The organism is Citricoccus sp. GCM10030269 (assembly GCF_042665635.1).
Taxonomy (GTDB): domain Bacteria; phylum Actinomycetota; class Actinomycetes; order Actinomycetales; family Micrococcaceae; genus Citricoccus.
The window spans coordinates 116372-132659 of sequence record NZ_JBHTCV010000005.1 but is presented as its reverse complement, the minus strand read 5'-3'; the positions used below and the strand labels follow the sequence as shown (position 1 = coordinate 132659).

General features: G+C 67.6%; 14 protein-coding genes. 5 read left to right on the top strand and 9 right to left on the bottom strand.

Going from position 1 to position 16288, the window contains the following annotated elements:
* Positions 1–29: 29 nt before the first annotated feature.
* Positions 30–2045 (bottom strand): APC family permease, encoded by a 2016-nt coding sequence (locus tag ACFQQD_RS07765; protein ID WP_378088010.1) that lies wholly within the window; start codon positions 2043–2045, stop codon positions 30–32.
* Between the two features lie 73 nt (positions 2046–2118).
* On the opposite strand from ACFQQD_RS07765, the gene ACFQQD_RS07760 reads away from it, so the two are divergent.
* Both ACFQQD_RS07760 and ACFQQD_RS07755 read left to right on the top strand, forming a co-directional pair.
* A complete protein-coding gene (locus ACFQQD_RS07760) occupies positions 2119–2853 on the top strand; it encodes a potassium channel family protein (RefSeq protein WP_378088008.1) in 735 nt (244 codons plus the stop codon).
* Positions 2850–3578, top strand: coding sequence for a potassium channel family protein (locus tag ACFQQD_RS07755; RefSeq protein WP_378088006.1), 729 nt, complete (start codon positions 2850–2852; stop codon positions 3576–3578). Before ACFQQD_RS07760 ends, ACFQQD_RS07755 begins: the two co-directional genes overlap by 4 nt.
* On the opposite strand, the gene ACFQQD_RS07750 is transcribed toward ACFQQD_RS07755, so the two are convergent.
* The 4 genes from ACFQQD_RS07750 to dut form a co-directional block, all read right to left on the bottom strand.
* Entirely contained in the window at positions 3553–4272 is a 720-nt protein-coding gene (locus tag ACFQQD_RS07750) for a DUF3159 domain-containing protein (RefSeq protein WP_378088004.1), read from the bottom strand. The two genes, ACFQQD_RS07755 and ACFQQD_RS07750, sit on opposite strands and share 26 nt — an antisense overlap.
* Entirely contained in the window at positions 4256–4570 is a 315-nt protein-coding gene (locus ACFQQD_RS07745) for a hypothetical protein (protein WP_378088002.1), read from the bottom strand. Before ACFQQD_RS07745 ends, ACFQQD_RS07750 begins: the two co-directional genes overlap by 17 nt.
* 8 nt (positions 4571–4578) lie before the next feature.
* Entirely contained in the window at positions 4579–5379 is an 801-nt protein-coding gene (locus tag ACFQQD_RS07740; RefSeq protein WP_378088000.1) for a DUF3710 domain-containing protein, read from the bottom strand.
* A 139-nt stretch (positions 5380–5518) separates the two neighbouring features.
* Positions 5519–5962 carry a dUTP diphosphatase gene (gene dut / locus ACFQQD_RS07735; protein WP_378090028.1) on the bottom strand — a complete coding sequence of 148 codons (444 nt, stop codon included), beginning with the start codon at positions 5960–5962 and terminating at the stop codon, positions 5519–5521.
* Between the two features lie 136 nt (positions 5963–6098).
* Between dut and ACFQQD_RS07730 the strand changes: the two genes are divergently transcribed.
* Positions 6099–6605: a DUF3093 domain-containing protein gene (locus ACFQQD_RS07730; RefSeq protein WP_378087998.1), complete on the top strand. Its 507-nt coding sequence runs from the start codon at positions 6099–6101 to the stop codon at positions 6603–6605.
* A gap of 106 nt (positions 6606–6711) precedes the next feature.
* On the opposite strand, the gene ACFQQD_RS07725 is transcribed toward ACFQQD_RS07730, so the two are convergent.
* Entirely contained in the window at positions 6712–7011 is a 300-nt protein-coding gene (locus ACFQQD_RS07725) for a DUF4193 domain-containing protein (protein WP_010143324.1), read from the bottom strand.
* A 316-nt stretch (positions 7012–7327) separates the two neighbouring features.
* Between ACFQQD_RS07725 and sepH the strand changes: the two genes are divergently transcribed.
* Entirely contained in the window at positions 7328–8674 is a 1347-nt protein-coding gene (gene sepH, locus ACFQQD_RS07720) for a septation protein SepH (RefSeq protein WP_378087996.1), read from the top strand.
* Between the two features lie 49 nt (positions 8675–8723).
* Here the strand turns inward: sepH and ACFQQD_RS07715 are convergent, their stop codons facing one another.
* Genes ACFQQD_RS07715 through ACFQQD_RS07705 form a run of 3 tightly spaced genes read right to left on the bottom strand, consistent with a single transcriptional unit; the run spans position 8724 to position 13417 of the window.
* Positions 8724–9920: an alkaline phosphatase family protein gene (locus ACFQQD_RS07715; protein ID WP_378087994.1), complete on the bottom strand. Its 1197-nt coding sequence runs from the start codon at positions 9918–9920 to the stop codon at positions 8724–8726.
* Positions 9917–10642, bottom strand: a complete 726-nt coding sequence (locus tag ACFQQD_RS07710) for a DUF5998 family protein (protein WP_378087992.1) — start codon at positions 10640–10642, stop codon at positions 9917–9919. Before ACFQQD_RS07710 ends, ACFQQD_RS07715 begins: the two co-directional genes overlap by 4 nt.
* Positions 10643–10681: 39 nt before the next feature.
* Positions 10682–13417 (bottom strand): GNAT family N-acetyltransferase, encoded by a 2736-nt coding sequence (locus ACFQQD_RS07705; RefSeq protein ID WP_378087989.1) that lies wholly within the window; start codon positions 13415–13417, stop codon positions 10682–10684.
* 72 nt (positions 13418–13489) lie between these two features.
* Between ACFQQD_RS07705 and ACFQQD_RS07700 the strand changes: the two genes are divergently transcribed.
* Positions 13490–16195 (top strand): DNA topoisomerase (ATP-hydrolyzing) subunit A, encoded by a 2706-nt coding sequence (locus ACFQQD_RS07700; protein WP_378087987.1) that lies wholly within the window; start codon positions 13490–13492, stop codon positions 16193–16195.
* Positions 16196–16288 lie beyond the last annotated feature (93 nt).

Sequence of the window (16288 nt, the reverse complement as noted above, 5' to 3'; positions counted from 1 at the left end):
TCATGCGCCGCGGCATCCGGATCGCCGGCTTAGTCTGCTGATCGCCCGGTGCCCTGTACCGGAGACTCTACTGGTCCAGGCAACCGGTTCTTCACCGGATGCGCCGAGCCGGAAAGCTGCCAGGGCACCGAAGCCACCATGACACCGGGTTCACGGTGCAGCCGCTCCTTGATCCTCTTGTTGGTCCGGTTGTGCAACAGTGACTTCCATCCGCCGCCGACCACGTACTCGGGGATATAGACGACCACCAGATCCCGTGGCGACTGCCGACGCAGGGCACGCAGATGTCGGATCAGAGGTTCGGCGATCTCGCGGTACGGGGAGGCCAGAACGGTCACGGGAACGGGAAGATCGAGGCGGTCCCACGCCTCCAGGTGGGCACGGGTGGACTCCTTGTCCAGATCGACCATGACGGCCTCCAGGCTGGAGGGCCGCGAGGCGCGGGCATAGGCCAACGCACGCAGGGTGGGCCGCTGGACGGAGAGCACCAGGATCACGGCATGGACCCGGGACGGCAGAGCACGGGCGTCCTCAGCCGGTGTGAGCGTGAGTTCGGCGGCAACGGCATCGTAGTGCTCACGGATGCGGGACATGATGAACACCATCGCGGCGATGGCCAGGAGCGCGACCCAGGCGCCCTGACCGAAACGGGTGATCAGCACGACCAGGGCCACCAGGGCGGTGACCACGAACCCGACGAGATTCACCACACGCCGGGTCCGTACGGCTTGGCGGGCGCGTGAGCCGGGAGTGTGGGCGAGTTCCCTGCTCCAGTGTCGGATCATGCCCAGCTGACTCACCGTGAAGGACAGGAACACCCCGATCACGTAGAGCTGGACCAGCAGCGCCGTCTGGGCCCGGAATGCCAAGATCAGAATCAGTGCTGCGAGCGTCAGCAGCACCACGCCGTTGGTGTACCCCAGCCGATCACCACGCGTGAGCAGTTGCCGCGGCAGGTAGCTGTCCTTCGCCAGGCGCGAGGCCAGTTCGGGGAAGTTCTTGAACGCCGAATGGCCCGCCATCACCAGCAGTGCGGCCATCGAGAGGATCAGCGCCACCGCGAAGAATCCCCCATGACCGAAGATCGCGTTGGCCAACTGGGCGACCACGGGATTCTGCACATAGTCTTCCGGCACCGGACCACCGCCGGCGCCTTGGAGCTCGGTCGGATCCAGAACGAACACCACCCCGGTCCGATTGGCCAGGTACATCACCCCGAGCGTGGACGCGGCGGCGATCAGGCCCATGACCAGCATGACGAACTGCGCGGTCTTGATCCGAGGCTTGGCCATGGCGGCCACATTGGACGCCGGAACCTCCACACCGGTGGCCAGAGCCGAGCCCGAGGAGAACGCCCTCAACGCCAGGACCGCCAGAGCGACCTGGCCCAGTCCGTCGGCGAAGGCGGGGTTCGGCATCGGCTCGACCGCGGCCGACGTCGCCGGTTCCAGTGCACCGATCTGGTCCTGGACGATTCCGGCGACGATCATGCTGAACAGCAGCGCGAGGAACAGGAACGCGAGCAGGGCTGGGGTGAGACGCCCGCGTCCGGCGCCGCGGATATTGGCCACCGCGAGCAGCCCGACGCCGGCCACGGCCACCCATGTCTCGGCACCGGCCAGCGCGGGAATGACGGCCACGAGGTAATGGGCCATGGCCGCCATGGACACGGCCACGGTGAAAACGAAGTCGAGCATCATGGCCGCAGCCACGGTGACGCCGGCCCAGGGGCCCAGATTCGCGCTGGAGATGGCGTAGTCTCCGCCCTCGGGATGCGCGCGAATGGAGACCCGATAGGACAGGACGATCAGCAGCATGACGGCGACCACGGCCATGCCGATTCCGGGCCCCATCGTCAGGGCAGCCGTGCCGCCCAGCGCGAGGGTCAGCAGAATCTCGTCCGGCGCATACGCCACGGAGGACCAGGCGTTGGCGGAGAACACCGGAAGAGCCGTGAGTCGGCCCAGCGGCCGACTGGTGAGTCGTTCCGTGTCGTAAGGACGCCCGACGAGCAGTCGACGTACCGATTCCAGGACCCTTGCCACGCGTCCACGGTACCCCGACGCAGCGCCCTGCTCGCATGGCACACTGGACTCGCTGGCCAGAGGAAGGAATCAGATGGTCCACTACGTGATCATGGGATGCGGTCGCGTCGGCTCGTCCCTGGCGCTCACGCTCGAACGGAGCGGCCACTCGGTCGCCGTCGTCGACCAGGACGAGCGCGCCTTCCGCCGGCTGGGCCGGCATTTCGGTGGTCAGCGAGTCACCGGGGTCGGCTTCGACCGGGACGCGCTCACCCGGGCGCGGATCCAGGACGCCTACGCCTTCGCCGCCGTGTCCTCCGGCGACAATTCGAATGTGATCGCCGCCCGCGTGGCACGGGAGACCTTCGGAGTCGAGCACGTGGTGGCGCGCATCTACGATCCCGGACGCGCCGAGATCTTCCAGCGCCTCGGCATTCCGACGGTCGCGGCCGTGCGCTGGTCGACGGACCAGGTGTTGCGCCGGATCTTGCCGGACGGGGACCTCACCGGGGACTTCCGTGACGCCTCAGGCCGGATCGTGATGGCCGAGGTGAGGGTCGCCCCGGACTGGATCGGCCATCCCCTGTCCGAGATGGAGTCCGAGGCCGGCATCCGCACGGCGTTCGTCACCCGCTTGGGTGAGGGCATGGTTCCCACCCAGGACACCCTCTATCAGCAGGGTGACATCCTGCATGCCGTGATGGCCGTGGCCGCACAGGACGAGGCCGAGCGGATCCTGGCCCGCGGCCCTCGACCGGCCAACGACCTGCTGGACGACGACCGGGACGACGACGAGACACGCAGTGAGAACGGAGCGGACAGGCCATGAAGGTCGTCATCGCCGGAGCCGGCGCCGTGGGGTCATCGATCGCCCGAGAACTCTTGACCAACGGCCATGACGTACTGCTCGTGGACACCAAACCCGAAGTCGTGACCCGATCGGGGTTGCGCGGCGTGAAGTGGCTGATGGGAGACGCCTGCGAACTCGCCGTTCTGCAGGAGGCCCACCTGGAGAAGGCCGATGTCCTGGTGGCCGCCACCGGCGACGACAAGGCCAATCTGGTGGTCTCCCTGCTCGCCAAATCAGAGTTCGGGCTCGGACGCACGGTCGCCCGCGTCAACAACCCGAAGAATGACTGGTTGTTCGACGAGGCCTGGGGCGTGGACGTGGCCGTCTCCACGCCGCGCATCATGACCGCGCTGGTGGAAGAGGCGGTGGAAACCGGCGACCTGGTGCGATTGCTGACGCTGCGCTCCGGCAAGACCACGCTGGTGGAGTTCACCGTGCCCTCGGGACACTGGACCGTGGGGCGCCGCCTGGGATCGGTGTCCTGGCCCAGCGACATCTCCGTGGTCTCGATCATCCGCGACACCCGCCCGATCACCCCCAGCGACGACGACGTCATGGAAGTCTCGGACGAACTGTTCTTTCTGGCCACGGATGAGGCCGAGGCGCGGTTGCGCGACGTCCTCGTGCCCGAAGACGAGCGTCGTGCGCGCGGACAGCGGGAAGCCCAGACGCAGCGCGTCAGCCCGGGTCAGCAGGGCCCTTAGCCTCAGCAGAGCCCTCAGCAGACCTAGCGGGGGCGGACACCAGCCAGCCGAACCACAGGGCCAGCGCGTAGAGCGGGAGACCCATGACGAGTCGCGCCGTGCCCAGCGCGGTCAACAGATCGGCCAGATAGAGCGGCAACTGCACCACAAGCCGCAAGGCGAGAGCAGCGACGACGAACCAGGTCGCCCAGGCGTAGCGCCGACGTCGTTCCCGGTCCCGCCGCCAGGCGAGACCTTCGTTGCGGACGATGCCGTAGACCAGGCCGAGCAACGGCCAGCCCACGAAGACCGAGACGGACAGGGCGACGATGTAGACGGCGTTGGTGACGAACCCCCAGAGGTAATAGTCCCGGGCCTCCCCCGTGTTGAGCGCCACGACCACACAGAGCACGACGACGGCCAGACCGGCGAGTGCCTGCAGGGGACTCTGCCGTTGGACCAGCCGGATGACGCTGAAGACAGCGGCCACCGCGACGGCAGCGATGCCGGCGCCCCAGAGATCCGAGGAGATGATGAAGGCGACGAGGAAGACTGCCGACGGCAGGACCGACTCCAGCAGTCCGCGCCATCCCCCGATGGTCGCCAGAAGATCGATGTCCCCGTTGTCCTTCACCGCCGTGCTGGACCCGACGGTGCGCAGAGCCGCATCCAGTGGGGCGCGCGTCGAGCCGCTGTCGTCAGTTCCGTGTTCCATGAGGCGCTCCTGCCAGGAGTTCGTAGCGGGGGTTGAAGACGGTCGGAATGCCCTCGTGATCAGAGCGGAAACCCTCGATGCGCAGCCATCGCCCTGGGGTGATCCCGGGAATGTTGCGCTGTCCGATCCAGACCAGTCGCAGTCGTTCGCCGGCGAGGGATGCTCGCCCCGGAACGGGGGGCCGGGTGACCATATCGACCGAGAAGCGCGCCCTCGCCTCAGGAGGAGCCAACTGCACGGAGACGACCATGCCCTCTCGCCGGACGACCTCGCCGTGGGTCTGGTTGGAGGACGACATGGTGGCGGTCAGCGCACTTCCGTGGCTTCCGGGCCCCGCTCCGGCGGGCGCTGCCGTGGATCAGCGTCCGCATCGGCTGTTGCCGACTCTTCTGCCGCCGTCTGACCGGACTCGGCGGGCGTTCCGTCTTCTCGACGGACCGGGCGCATGTTCTCCGGCGGGGTCAGCGGCAGCAGTTCACGGGGCGGGTGGGGATCGTCTCCGCGGTTGACCACCATGCGGGAGAAGAGCTCATTGACCGGGCCGGCAGATTCGGCCTTGAAAGCCGCCTCGCCGCCGATGACGCCGCGCAGAAACCACCGTGGGCCGTCCACGCCGATGAATCGTGCGACTCGCCAACCCGGCGAGCCGTCGGGCATCTTGGCCGGAATCCGGGCCAGGACCTCCGTGCCGAAGTCCCCTTCCTGCTCCCCCACCTGTGCGCCCTCCGTTGCGGCGACCGACTCGAGGATCTCAGCCCTGATCTCGTCCCAGATTCCCCCGGAACGAGGAGCGGCGAAGGCCTGGGCTTGCAGCGATGAGGATCCCAGTTGAAGAGTCGCTCCGATGATTCTCTTGGTGGAGTCCTCCACGTCGAGCCGGACCTTCATGTCCTTGACCAGCGGCACCCGCAGCGACCCCAGGTTCAGGTAGCCCTCGACCTCGGGGCGTTCGGTGATGTCGAACGGCCCGGTGGCCTCTCGTGCCGACGCGGTCGATTCGGCGGTACCCGAAGGCTCCCCGGACCGTTCCCGGTCCTGAGGGTCCTGGATTTCCTCCGGAAGGACGACCGATTCGGTCTTGACGTTCCGGTTACGGCCGAAGAGCATGTCCGTGCCTGCCAATCCCTGTCACGCGTAGAAGTTTTCTCGTCCTGGGCTCGTCCGGCCGGTTGCTCGATCCACCGTCTCCGGTGACCGGACGGGCACCCGGTCTAGCTTAGGTCAGCCAGTCGAGCCCACAGAACCGTCAGGCACCCGTGGAGGGCGCGCCCGTTCCGAAACCCCCGGTCGAGCCGAAGCCGGCGTCTCCCCGGCCCGACGTCGGCAACTCGTCCACCGGCAGGAACTCGGCCTGGGCCACGCGCTGGATGACCAGTTGTGCCACTCGGTCTCCCCGTTTGAGATGAATGGGGGTGGTGCGGTCCGTGTTGAGCAGCGGGACCTTGATCTCGCCCCGATATCCGGCGTCGATGGTGCCGGGAGCATTGACCAGGCTCAGCCCGTGGCGAACGGCCAGCCCAGACCGGGGGTGGACCAATCCCACGAAGCCTTCCGGCAACGCCATCGCCACGCCGGTGGGCACCAAGGCGCGCTCACCCGGCTCGAGCACCACATCCTGCGTCGTGCGCAGATCCGCCCCCGCATCCCCGGACAGCGCATAGCTGGGCGGCTCAATCCCGTCGTCCAGCATGGTCAAGGGCACCGCGGGTCGTTCGACTGAAGGGAGCGGCTCTGCTGGCTGATTCACGCCGCCACTGTACCGGACGAGCTGGTCTTGAACCGGTCCGGATACGTCCGCCGGCGCGAAACGTGGGATTCTGGAGAACATGGATGTGCTCTATGAAGAGAAACTGCGGCCGGCCTGGTGGATTTGGCTGGTCGCCGTGATGATCGCGGTCTTGTCAGTACTCGTCTTCGTGCCGATCGGTATCGAGATCGGGTTGATAGCCGCCGCCGTGGTGTTCATCATCATCGCGATCCTGCTGACGGTCTCCACTCCGAAGATCGTGGTCACCGAGCGAACTCTGCAGGTCGGACGCGCCGGGATCGAACGGTCGTACGTGGGCACGGTGACCGGCTTCCGCGGAGATGATGCCACGGAACAGCGGGGTCCGGCACTGCACGGTCTGGCCTTCATGTGCATCCGAGGGTGGATCGACCCGGTCGTCCGGATCCAGATTGAGGATCGCCGCGACCGAACCCCGTATTGGCTGACCAGCACGCGTCACCCGGAGCGGCTGGTCGAGGCCTTGGGCGGGTCCATGGCCGGCCGACCCGAGCCCAGTGATACCAACACCAGTGAGCGCGGCGCCGCCGAGACGGATCGCGCCTAGGCCGACGCCGGTCCACCAGAGACCACAAAGGCCGGCCAGGATGTCCTGGCCGGCCGTCGTTATCTCGGTTCTGGGGGCTGTTCGGGTCGATTGACTCCGAAGGCGATCAGCCTTCGCAGTCGGTGCAGTACAACATGCCGTTCTTCTCCTTGGCGACCTGGGACCGGTGGCGGACCAGGAAGCAGGACGCACAGGTGAACTCGTCGGCCTGGGCCGGCAGCACCCGGACCATGAGTTCTTCGCCGGAGAGATCGGCACCGGGGAGTTCGAAGCCTTCCGCGGCCTCGGCCTCGTCTTCATCCACCACGGCGGACTGCGTGTCCGTGCGGCGGTTCTTCAGCTCTTCGATGGAGCTCTCGCTGAGCTCATCTTCGTTCTTGCGTGGCGCGTCGTAATCGGTAGCCATAAGGGGTGTGTTCACGCTCCGCTGGTGTGGCCGGCGGCTGGCCGACCGTGGGTGGGATGTCCGAAAAAAGTCGCCAGAACCTGGCCGGATCTGGCCGCGTGAGACCGTCTGGAGAGGCCCTCCACGGGCCCGCATACGGTCTGGCGTCGTGGAGATTGTTCCCCATGGATGACAAAAATCCAAATCGCTGTGAGCGGACACCAGGCGGGCTTACCGCTGCCCCGGAGAGACATCACGCCACACCGCGCGGATATGCTGCACACCCGCGATAATCGTGGCAAAGTCGAGGGGGAATCGACAACCGTGGAGGACAGACATGCAGGAACTCCGTCTCGTTGGTGTCCGAGAGGACGGTGGACACCTGCTGCTGAGCAACGAGGCCGGTGAAGAGTTCTCACTGCCGGTAACGGAAGCCCTGCGGGCCGCCGCCACCCGTCCCATCGGCCGGCCGTCCGCTCGCGCCGCCGACGCCGCCGAGGGCGTCGTGACGCCCCGGGACATCCAGGCCCGCATTCGGGCCGGTGCCACCGCCGAGGAGGTCGCCGCCGAGTCGGGCGTGGACTTGGACCGCGTGCGCAAGTATGAGGGACCGGTCCTGGCCGAGCGCGATTGGATTGCGCGGCAGGCGCGTCAGGTGGAGGTGGCTGCACCGTCCCCCGGTCATGACCTGTACCGCAGCACTTTTGGCGAGGAACCCGCCGTCCTCGGCGATATGGTCCGGCACCGGCTGACGGTGTTGGGCATGGATCCCGGCTCGGCCCGCTGGGATGCCTGGCGCACCGACGACGGATCGTGGACCGTGAGCCTGGATTTCTCCACCGAAGGCAGTGACAGTACCGGTTCCACCATCGGCGATCAGCCGCCGGCGCTGTGGACGTACCGGCAGAGCAGCCGTCATCTGACCAATCAGAACCGCTGGGCGCAGGTCCTCTCCGAATTGGACCCCCTGGACGGGCCCTTCGGCGGCCGACGGCTGTCCGCCGTCGGTGACCGTCCCTTCAACGTTGAAGAGGCCGAGGACGAGGATCCGAACGCGGCCAGCACTCCCCGCAGCCCGCGCCCCGCGGCCGAACAGGATGCGCAGGACGAGTTGCTGGACGTCCTGCATGCCCGGCGCGGCCAGCGACTGGGTGTGGACGAAGAGGGCGATGACGAGCTCGCGCTCATGCTGACCCGGGACGAGCAGGCGACGCCGACCGCGAATCGCCCCCATCTCACCGTGGCTTCGGACCCGGGAGCCGACGGGGTTGATGACGGTACCGAAGACCGTTCCGAAGACCGTGGCGAAGACAGTGCCGAAGACCGTGCTGATCACGGCGGTGATGACAGCGGTGCCGAACCTGACGGTGACGGTGTTGATGCCGATGACGATGCCGATGCCGACCGTCGTGGCGACGCGAGGACCGTGGTTCATCCGGACCAGACGACGTTGGATTTCGGCGTCGACGGCGCCGAAGAGTCCAACACCGATGCCGAGGCCGGCGAGTCGGGAGGTCGCGGAGACTCCAGCGATCGTTCCCCGTCCTCCGGGAAGTCGACCGGAGACAAAGGCCGGGCGGGCACTCCGGGGCGCAAGACTCCCCCGCGCTCGTCCGCAGCCAAGCCGAAGCGCCCCTCCGTACCCAGTTGGGACGAGATCGTCTTCGGGCGCAAGAACGACTAGCGACGCCAGGACGTCCAGGACATCCAGGACAACGCGGACGACAGCTCGTTCAGCTCGGGCGGTGCAGAACCAAGAGGGGAACTTCCCGCTCGGCCCGCGTCGGTGACCCATGGTGGCCGACCATCTCGAACGCCGACGCCGGCGCACGACGACCGTCATAGAGTGCCAGCGGTTCGTGAGCGGCCACCAGCAGGTCCCCGATGCGCGGACTCACTCTCGGTTCAACCTCGCCGAACCAGCCCGCGGCCACGGCTTGTTCGCGACTCAGAATCCAGGCGTGCTGCCCGAAGGCGGAGCGCCACGCAGACGTCGTCTTCTCCCGCACCGGTTCCGAAGCATCGGGGGCGAAGTGCAGCTGCACCATCCGGGGCTCCCCCGCAGTGTGCGCCACCCCGTCCAACAGATCCGGATTGCCGGAGAAATCGATCCGGCCGGATTCGGGCACATTCACCATCCCGTGGTCCCCGGTCAGCATCACGAGGGTGTCTTTCGGGACAGAGGTGCTCAGCCGACGCGCGGCCCCGTCGATCTCCTCGAGGGCATAGAGCCACTTGTCGGATCCGACGCCCTCCTGGTGCCCGGCCTTGTCCAGTTCGTTGAGGTAGAGGTACAGCAGAACCGGGCCGGTGGCCTGCTGCAGTTCCTCCTTGGCCCGCTGAAAACGCGCGTGCAGGGTGGTGGCGCCGAGGAATCGTGATCCCCGCAGGGACGCCCGGGTCAGGGCCGAGTGCTCGAAGGTCGGCAACGACACCGTCACGGTGCTGATCCCCGCCGCGTGGGCACTGACGGAAGCTCCACCGGACTCGTGCGCCAGGCGCTCGAAGACGGTGGGATGCGGTTGCCAGTCTTCCGGCGTCGTCGCCAGATCCCAGCCGCCCAGCTGATTGATGATGACGTTTCTCTGTGGGTCCAGCACGTCATAACCGACCAGTCCATGACGACCCGGCCCCAGCCCGGTACCGAGGCTTGACAGTGACGCTGCAGTGGTCGTCGGGTAGGTCGCCCGCAGCGTCGACGCGTCCCGGTCCAACACCGAGCGCAGGAAGGGCGCGTGACCCGCGTAGCGCTTGAGCAGGGCCTGCCCCAGACCGTCCACCATCACGACGGCGACCCGGCGGGTCCGCGGAAGGGTCAAGGAATTGGTGAAATCAGCCGACCCCAGGGCGGCTGCGGCGGACGTGAAGACGCCGGAGAGCGACCGGCCGGCGTAATCGGGACCGGCCGGGACGGGTACCGCGGAGGTCACTGCCCGGACCGGTCCTCGGGGACGTCCGCGGTGGCCCGGCGCAGATCGTGATAGAAGGCCAGCGCCTGGTCCACGGCGTGCTGGCCCTCGGCCTCGGCCGCGACGCGCAGCACCAGATCCTCACGAGTGGACGTGCCGGTATAGCCGTGGTCTGCCTCGCAGTTCGGATCGCCGCAGGCGGCCGGTGCCAGGTCGATGCGCTGTCCGCCGGCCCAGGTGATCATCAAGGTCACCTCGGCGATGGGGTCTCCCCGGCGGAACGTCTGAGGCTGGGGGTGCATCGTGGTGGCCACCACCGAGCCGATGCGCCGCACCGGAACGACTTCCGTGGACACCTGGGCCATGACTTGTTCGCCGGCCTCGTCCAGGGCGTGGTCGTCCAGATGCAATGCCGCCATGATGTCTCCGGCCAGCGCCAGAACCGTGATGTGGCGGTGGATCTCGTCAAAGTCGAAGTGGGTGTCCACGTGGACCAAGTGGCTGGTGACGTCGCGACCATCCACCACGGAATCCAGAACGTCCGCGACCAGTTCCGGGTAGAACCCGGCCCGCTCGATGTCCGCACCCAGGCTCGGGGACGACGGCCCCCGGTCGCGTCCCGAGGGAGCGCCTCGGCGTCCGGCAGCGTCGTGTCCGGGCTCCGCACCGGGGTTGGCGCCCCCGGAGGAGTGATGTCCGGAAGGATGCTGGCCCGGACCTGAGTTCCTGCGCAGTGGAGTCATGCCTCCATGCTATCGGCCGGGCTGGACGGGCTGACCACGCTAGCCACGCATGGCCCGCCGGGCCGAGTCAGTTCGCTGGGCGGCGTTGGCCACGTCGACCTCGGCCGACAGCACCGTCACCGCCGCCTCCGAGGCAAGCACAGGAGTGAACCGCACACTGGCCACATGAGGGTGATCGTCTTTGAGAGCGGCGGTCCGGGCCAGCAGGTCCCGCAGGGCGGTGACGTCCACGCTGGGCAATCCTCCATAGCCGAAGAGCTTGGCGGCTGCCCTCGGGGCCCGGATCATTCGGTCGAGGTCATGGGTCGTCAGCGGTGGTACGCGGTGTACCCAGTCGTCGAGCAGATCGACGGCGTCCCCGGCGATCCCGAAGGAGAGGACCGGTCCCAGCAGGGGGTCCTCCAGGGCGGTGATGGTGCAGGCCTGTCCGGAGGGCGCCATCGACTGCACCTCGAGGGCCGGGCTGCCGAAGGCCTCGAGCACCTGACGCATCTGGGCGATGTTGCGCCGCAACGACTCCGCGTCCACGATATTCAGCCGTACTCCGCCCAGATCCAGCCGGTGGCGTAGGTACGAGTCCACGGCCTTCAGCGCCACGGGCCAGCCGAGACGGTCAGCGGCACGCACGGCTTCGTCTTCCGTGGTGAAGCGTTCCGAGGGCAGCACCGAAATGCCGTAGCACTCCAGCAACTCGCCCGTCTCGGCGGCGCTCAGACGCACCAGGTCCGTGCCGGAGGCCCGTGGCGCCCATTCCTCCACCAGCGCCTCGGCTCGGTTCCGGTCGATGCCCTCGGGTTCCACGGGGACCCCCGCCTCGGCCGCTCGCCACTGCTGGTAGTTCACCAGCCGGGCCAGCACGCCCGCCGCCTGTTCCGGTGAGGAGAACACCGGCAGACCTCGCTGCAGTTCGCCGTCGCCCTGGGACGGGGAGGAGCTGCGCAGCGTGGCCGACTGATACTGGGGATCCAGGACACCGGTGAAGGAGGCCAGGACCATGGTGGACGAGCCCCGGGCGGCCTCCTCCACCGCGGCGGCCAGGCGATCGGTGTCGCCGGGCTCTTGAGACAGCCCGGGCTGGGTCACCACGATGAGGGCGTCCAACTCCCCGGAGGACGCCGCCTCGGCCACCGCCTCCCCGACCGAGCCGGCCAACACGCCCACGGCCTCTTCGGGGATCACGGTCTCATCGGGGCGGGGAACGTCCACGGTGCTGGACACCGTCAACCCATGCCGCTCGACGGCGTCGGAGACGATCCGGTTCAGGGCCAGGGAATTGCCCACGACACCCACGCGGCTGCCGGCCGGCAACGGTTGGCAGGCCACCGCCTGCATCAGATCCATCAGATCGTCGTGATTGTCGACCTGGATGACGCCGGTCTGCTCCAGCATGGAGTCCACCGCACCGGCCGGGGCCTGGGTGGTCCGGGTCTCGTGGCCCGGGGGCAGGCGGCGCCCCATGACGTCGGAGCGCGCCACGACCACTGGTTTGGATCGCGAAAGGCGCCGGACGATCCGGGAGAACTTCCGTGGATTGCCGAAGGACTCGAGGTAGACGCCGACAGCACCGGTCGCGGGATCGTCTTCGAAGTACTGCATGGCGTCGTTGCCGGAGACATCAGCCCGGTTACCGGCGGAGATCACCGAGGACAGCCCGATGCCACGGCGATGAGCGGCCGCGAACAGCGTCGCTCCGATGGCAGCGGATTGCGAGAACAGCCCCACCCGTCCCCTGACGGGCAGAAATGGAGACACCGAGGCATTCAGCAAGACGCCCGGCGCAGTGTTCATCAGACCGGCCGAGGCAGGACCGATGACCCGCATTCCCTTCGCCCTGGCCTGACGCACCAGGGTGCGTTGACGGGCCAGACCGTCTTGACCGGCGTCGGCGTAACCGGTGGTGATCACCAGCAGACCCTTGACGCCATGATCGGCGCAGTCCTCCATGACACCGGGAACCTCGGAGACGGGAACGGCGATCACCGCCAAGTCCACGGGCCCCGGAACCTCGGCCAGGGTGGGCCGGGAGATCATCCCGGCGATTTCCATCGCGTCCCGGTTGACCCCGTAGACCGGTCCCGTGAAGCCGCCCTCGATGATGTTCTCCAACAGGGCGTAGCCCACCGAGCCGCGGCGGCGGCTGGCGCCGATGACGGCCACGGAGTCCGGGGCCAGCAGCTCGGCGACCGACGTGGCCTCGGCGCGATGCTCTCGGGCCTCCATCACGGCGCGGACCCTGGCGGTCGGATCGATGGAGAAGTCCACGGCCACGACCCCGTCATCGAAGTGCCGGGACACTTCGAAACCCGAGTCCTGGAAGACCGAGAGCATCTTGCGATTCTCCGGCAGCACCTCGGCGGTGAATCGGCGAATGCCGTTCTCGCGGGCCGCCACGGCCAGATGTTCCATGAGGATCGAACCGATGCCCGTCCCTTGGGAGGCGTCCGAGATGTTGAACGCCACCTCGGCTTCCAGCGGGTCGTCCAATCGGTCATAGCGCCCGACGCCGAGAATCTCCTCGTTGCGCAGGACCACGAACGCCACCCGGTCTCGATAGTCCACGTGGGTGAACCGTTCCAGCTCTTTGCGCGAGAGCGTGGACTTGAAGCTGAAGAATCGGAGGTAGATCGACTTCTGCGATTGCCGCTCGTGCATGCGTGCCAGACCCGCGGCGTCGTCGGGCCGAACCGGGCGCAGAAAGGCTGTGGTGCCATCCCTCAGCACGACATCGGCTTCCCAATGCGCCGGATATTCAGGAGTTCCTGGCTTCTCGCCCATAGGATCACACTAGACAATTCCGTATCCGCACGCTGATCTCCACCTGTATCCACAAGGACTTCTGACTCCCCCATGGCCCGTACCCCCAAGAAGAACTCCCGCTCCCGAGCCACCGGATCCTTTGCTCCGGCCGAGACCATTCCGCTGGAGCAGGAGAACATCGTGGACGTCAACGTCTCCGCCGAGATGGAGACGTCCTTCCTCGAATACGCCTACTCGGTGATCTACTCCCGCGCTCTGCCGGACGCTCGCGACGGGATGAAGCCCGTGCAACGGCGCATCCTGTACATGATGAGTCAGATGGGTCTGCGTCCCGACCGCGGGCACGTCAAGTCGGCCCGCGTGGTCGGCGAGGTCATGGGCAAACTCCACCCGCACGGCGATACCGCCATCTATGACGCCATGGTCCGGCTGGCTCAGTCGTTCTCGCTGCGTCTGCCGCTCGTGGACGGACATGGGAACTTCGGTTCCCTCGACGACGGCCCCGCCGCTCCCCGTTACACCGAGGCACGGCTAGCGCCGGCCGCCCTGGCGCTGACCACCTCGCTGGATGAAGACGTCGTCGACTTCGTCCCGAACTACGACAACCAGTTCATGCAACCCGCCGTGTTGCCGGCGGCGTTCCCCAACCTGCTCGTCAACGGCGCGTCCGGCATCGCGGTGGGCATGGCCACGAACATGGCCCCGCACAACCTTCGAGAGGTGATCGCCGCCGCTCGGCATCTGATCACCCATCCTGAGGCCACCCTGGCTGAACTGATGGAGCATGTCCCGGGTCCGGACCTGCCCTCGGGGGGACGGATCGTCGGACTGGACGGCGTCCGGGACGCCTATGCGACCGGGCGCGGCTCGTTCAAGGTCCGTGCCACGGTGGCCGTGGAGCAGGTCTCCGCGCGCAAAACCGGACTGGTGGTCACGGAGCTGCCGTACGGCGTCGGGCCGGAGAAGGTGATCGAGAAGATCAAGGACGCCGTCAATGCCAAGAAGCTCGCCGGCATCTCCGACGTCCTGGATCTGACCGACCGCAAGCACGGGCTGCAACTGGTCATCGAGCTCAAGAGCGGTTTCAACCCGCAGGGCGTGCTGGCGCAGTTGTACAAGGTGACGCCGATGGAGGAGTCCTTCGGCATCAACAATGTGGCGCTGGTGGACGGACAGCCGCGCACCCTGGGGCTGAAGGAACTGCTCCAGGTCTACGCCGATCATCGCCTCGAGGTGGTCCGGCGGCGCACTGCCTACCGGCTCGGGCGGAAGAAGGACCGCCTCCACCTGGTGGAGGGTCTGTTGCTGGCCCTGGTGGACATCGACGAGGTCATCCAGATCATCCGCAGTTCGGACGACACCGCCGCCGCGCGGACGCGACTGATGGGCGTCTTCGACCTGACGGAGATCCAGGCCAACCACATTCTCGAGTTGCGTCTGCGCCAGTTGACCAAATACTCACGCGTGGAACTCGAGACCGAACGCGACGAGCTGGAGAAGGCCGTCGCCGAACTCGAGGCCATTCTCGCCTCCGAACAGCGACTCCGGGATCTGGTCTCCGACGAGCTCGCCGAGGTGGCCGAAGAATACGGTGATGACCGGCGTACCGTCCTGCTCGAGTCCGAGAACCTCTCGCCCCACAGTGCTACCGCAGGCACCACCGCTGGCGGGACGAAGACCGTCGGCACCGCGGCGGGCGGCGCTCAGGTCGCCCTACCGGCCTCCGGGAGCCCGGACGCGCTGATGGTGGCGGACACCCCGTGCTTCGTGGTCCTCTCCACGTCAGGGCACCTGGCGCGCACGCAGGACGCCACGGCCCTATCCGTCGGGGGCCGGCGCCAGCGCCATGACGCCTACCGCTCGGTCGTCCCGACGACGGCCCGCGGGGAGATCGGCGCGCTCACCTCCTCCGGTCGAGTCCAGCGGGTGCAGGTGGTGGACATCCCCGTGCTGCCCGAGGTCTCCGCCACCCCGAATCTCACGGCCGGAGTGAAGATCAAGGACTTCCTGACGCTTCAGCGCGGCGAATCCCTGGTGGCGCTCGTGCCGCTGACCGAGGTGTTGGCCGTGGGCACCCGGCGGGGAGTGGTCAAACGCGTGAATCCGGAGTGGCCGTTGAATCGGGACGAGTTCGAGGCAATCACTCTCAAGGGTGACGACGCGGTCGTCGGCGCGGGTCCGGCGACGACCGACGACGACCAACTGGTCTTCGTCACACGCCAGGGTCAGCTGCTGCGCTATGCGGCCTCGCTCGTGCGTCCGCAAGGCCGTAGCGCGAGTGGGATGACCGGCATCAAACTGGCCGGTGACGACGTCGTGCTCTCCTTCTCCGCGGTGCCGGCCGGCACGCTCGGGGAGGACGCGCCGGGAGACCATCGGGCCGTCGTCGTGACCGTGACGACCGGGGAGGAGACCTTGCCGGGGACCGCGCCGGGCTCGGTGAAGAAGACCCCGCTGGATGAGTTTCCCGCCAAGGGGCGGGCCACGGGCGGCGTCCGAGCCCACCGCCTGCTACGGGGCGAGACGGCGTTGGCGTTGGCGTGGGCCGGCGCGCAACCGGTGCTGGCCGCGTCGGCGAACGGAGTCGCGCGGTCCTTGCCGGCCGAGTTCGGCGCTCGAGACGGGTCCGGCGTGGCGATGGACCAGGTCATCGAGGCCCTCGGCGCCGGCGGATCGCCACGGGAGACGGAGGACCACCGCCCCAGCACGGCACCGAGCGCCCGGGGACTGGCTGAACCGCCCACGAACTCGGATCCCTATGCCAGCGGAGACGACGCCGTCATCACCGGAGACTGATCACCGTCGCTCCATCCTTGTTCTACCTCTTGTAGAATCACATCCAACGACAACGGCGGCGCACGGGGCATCGGCAACGATCGCCAGGAGAGG

Coding starts and splice junctions, on each gene's coding strand:
- ACFQQD_RS07740 (WP_378088000.1), bottom strand. CDS start 5,379: ATGCTCTTCGGCCGTAACCGGAACGTCAAGACCGAATCGGTCGTCCTT.
- dut (WP_378090028.1), bottom strand. CDS start 5,962: ATGCTGGACGACGGGATTGAGCCGCCCAGCTATGCGCTGTCCGGGGAT.
- ACFQQD_RS07725 (WP_010143324.1), bottom strand. CDS start 7,011: ATGGCTACCGATTACGACGCGCCACGCAAGAACGAAGATGAGCTCAGC.
- ACFQQD_RS07750 (WP_378088004.1), bottom strand. CDS start 4,272: ATGGAACACGGAACTGACGACAGCGGCTCGACGCGCGCCCCACTGGAT.
- ACFQQD_RS07760 (WP_378088008.1), top strand. CDS start 2,119: ATGGTCCACTACGTGATCATGGGATGCGGTCGCGTCGGCTCGTCCCTG.
- ACFQQD_RS07705 (WP_378087989.1), bottom strand. CDS start 13,417: ATGGGCGAGAAGCCAGGAACTCCTGAATATCCGGCGCATTGGGAAGCC.
- ACFQQD_RS07710 (WP_378087992.1), bottom strand. CDS start 10,642: ATGACTCCACTGCGCAGGAACTCAGGTCCGGGCCAGCATCCTTCCGGA.
- ACFQQD_RS07755 (WP_378088006.1), top strand. CDS start 2,850: ATGAAGGTCGTCATCGCCGGAGCCGGCGCCGTGGGGTCATCGATCGCC.
- ACFQQD_RS07730 (WP_378087998.1), top strand. CDS start 6,099: ATGGATGTGCTCTATGAAGAGAAACTGCGGCCGGCCTGGTGGATTTGG.
- sepH (WP_378087996.1), top strand. CDS start 7,328: ATGCAGGAACTCCGTCTCGTTGGTGTCCGAGAGGACGGTGGACACCTG.
- ACFQQD_RS07745 (WP_378088002.1), bottom strand. CDS start 4,570: ATGTCGTCCTCCAACCAGACCCACGGCGAGGTCGTCCGGCGAGAGGGC.
- ACFQQD_RS07700 (WP_378087987.1), top strand. CDS start 13,490: ATGGCCCGTACCCCCAAGAAGAACTCCCGCTCCCGAGCCACCGGATCC.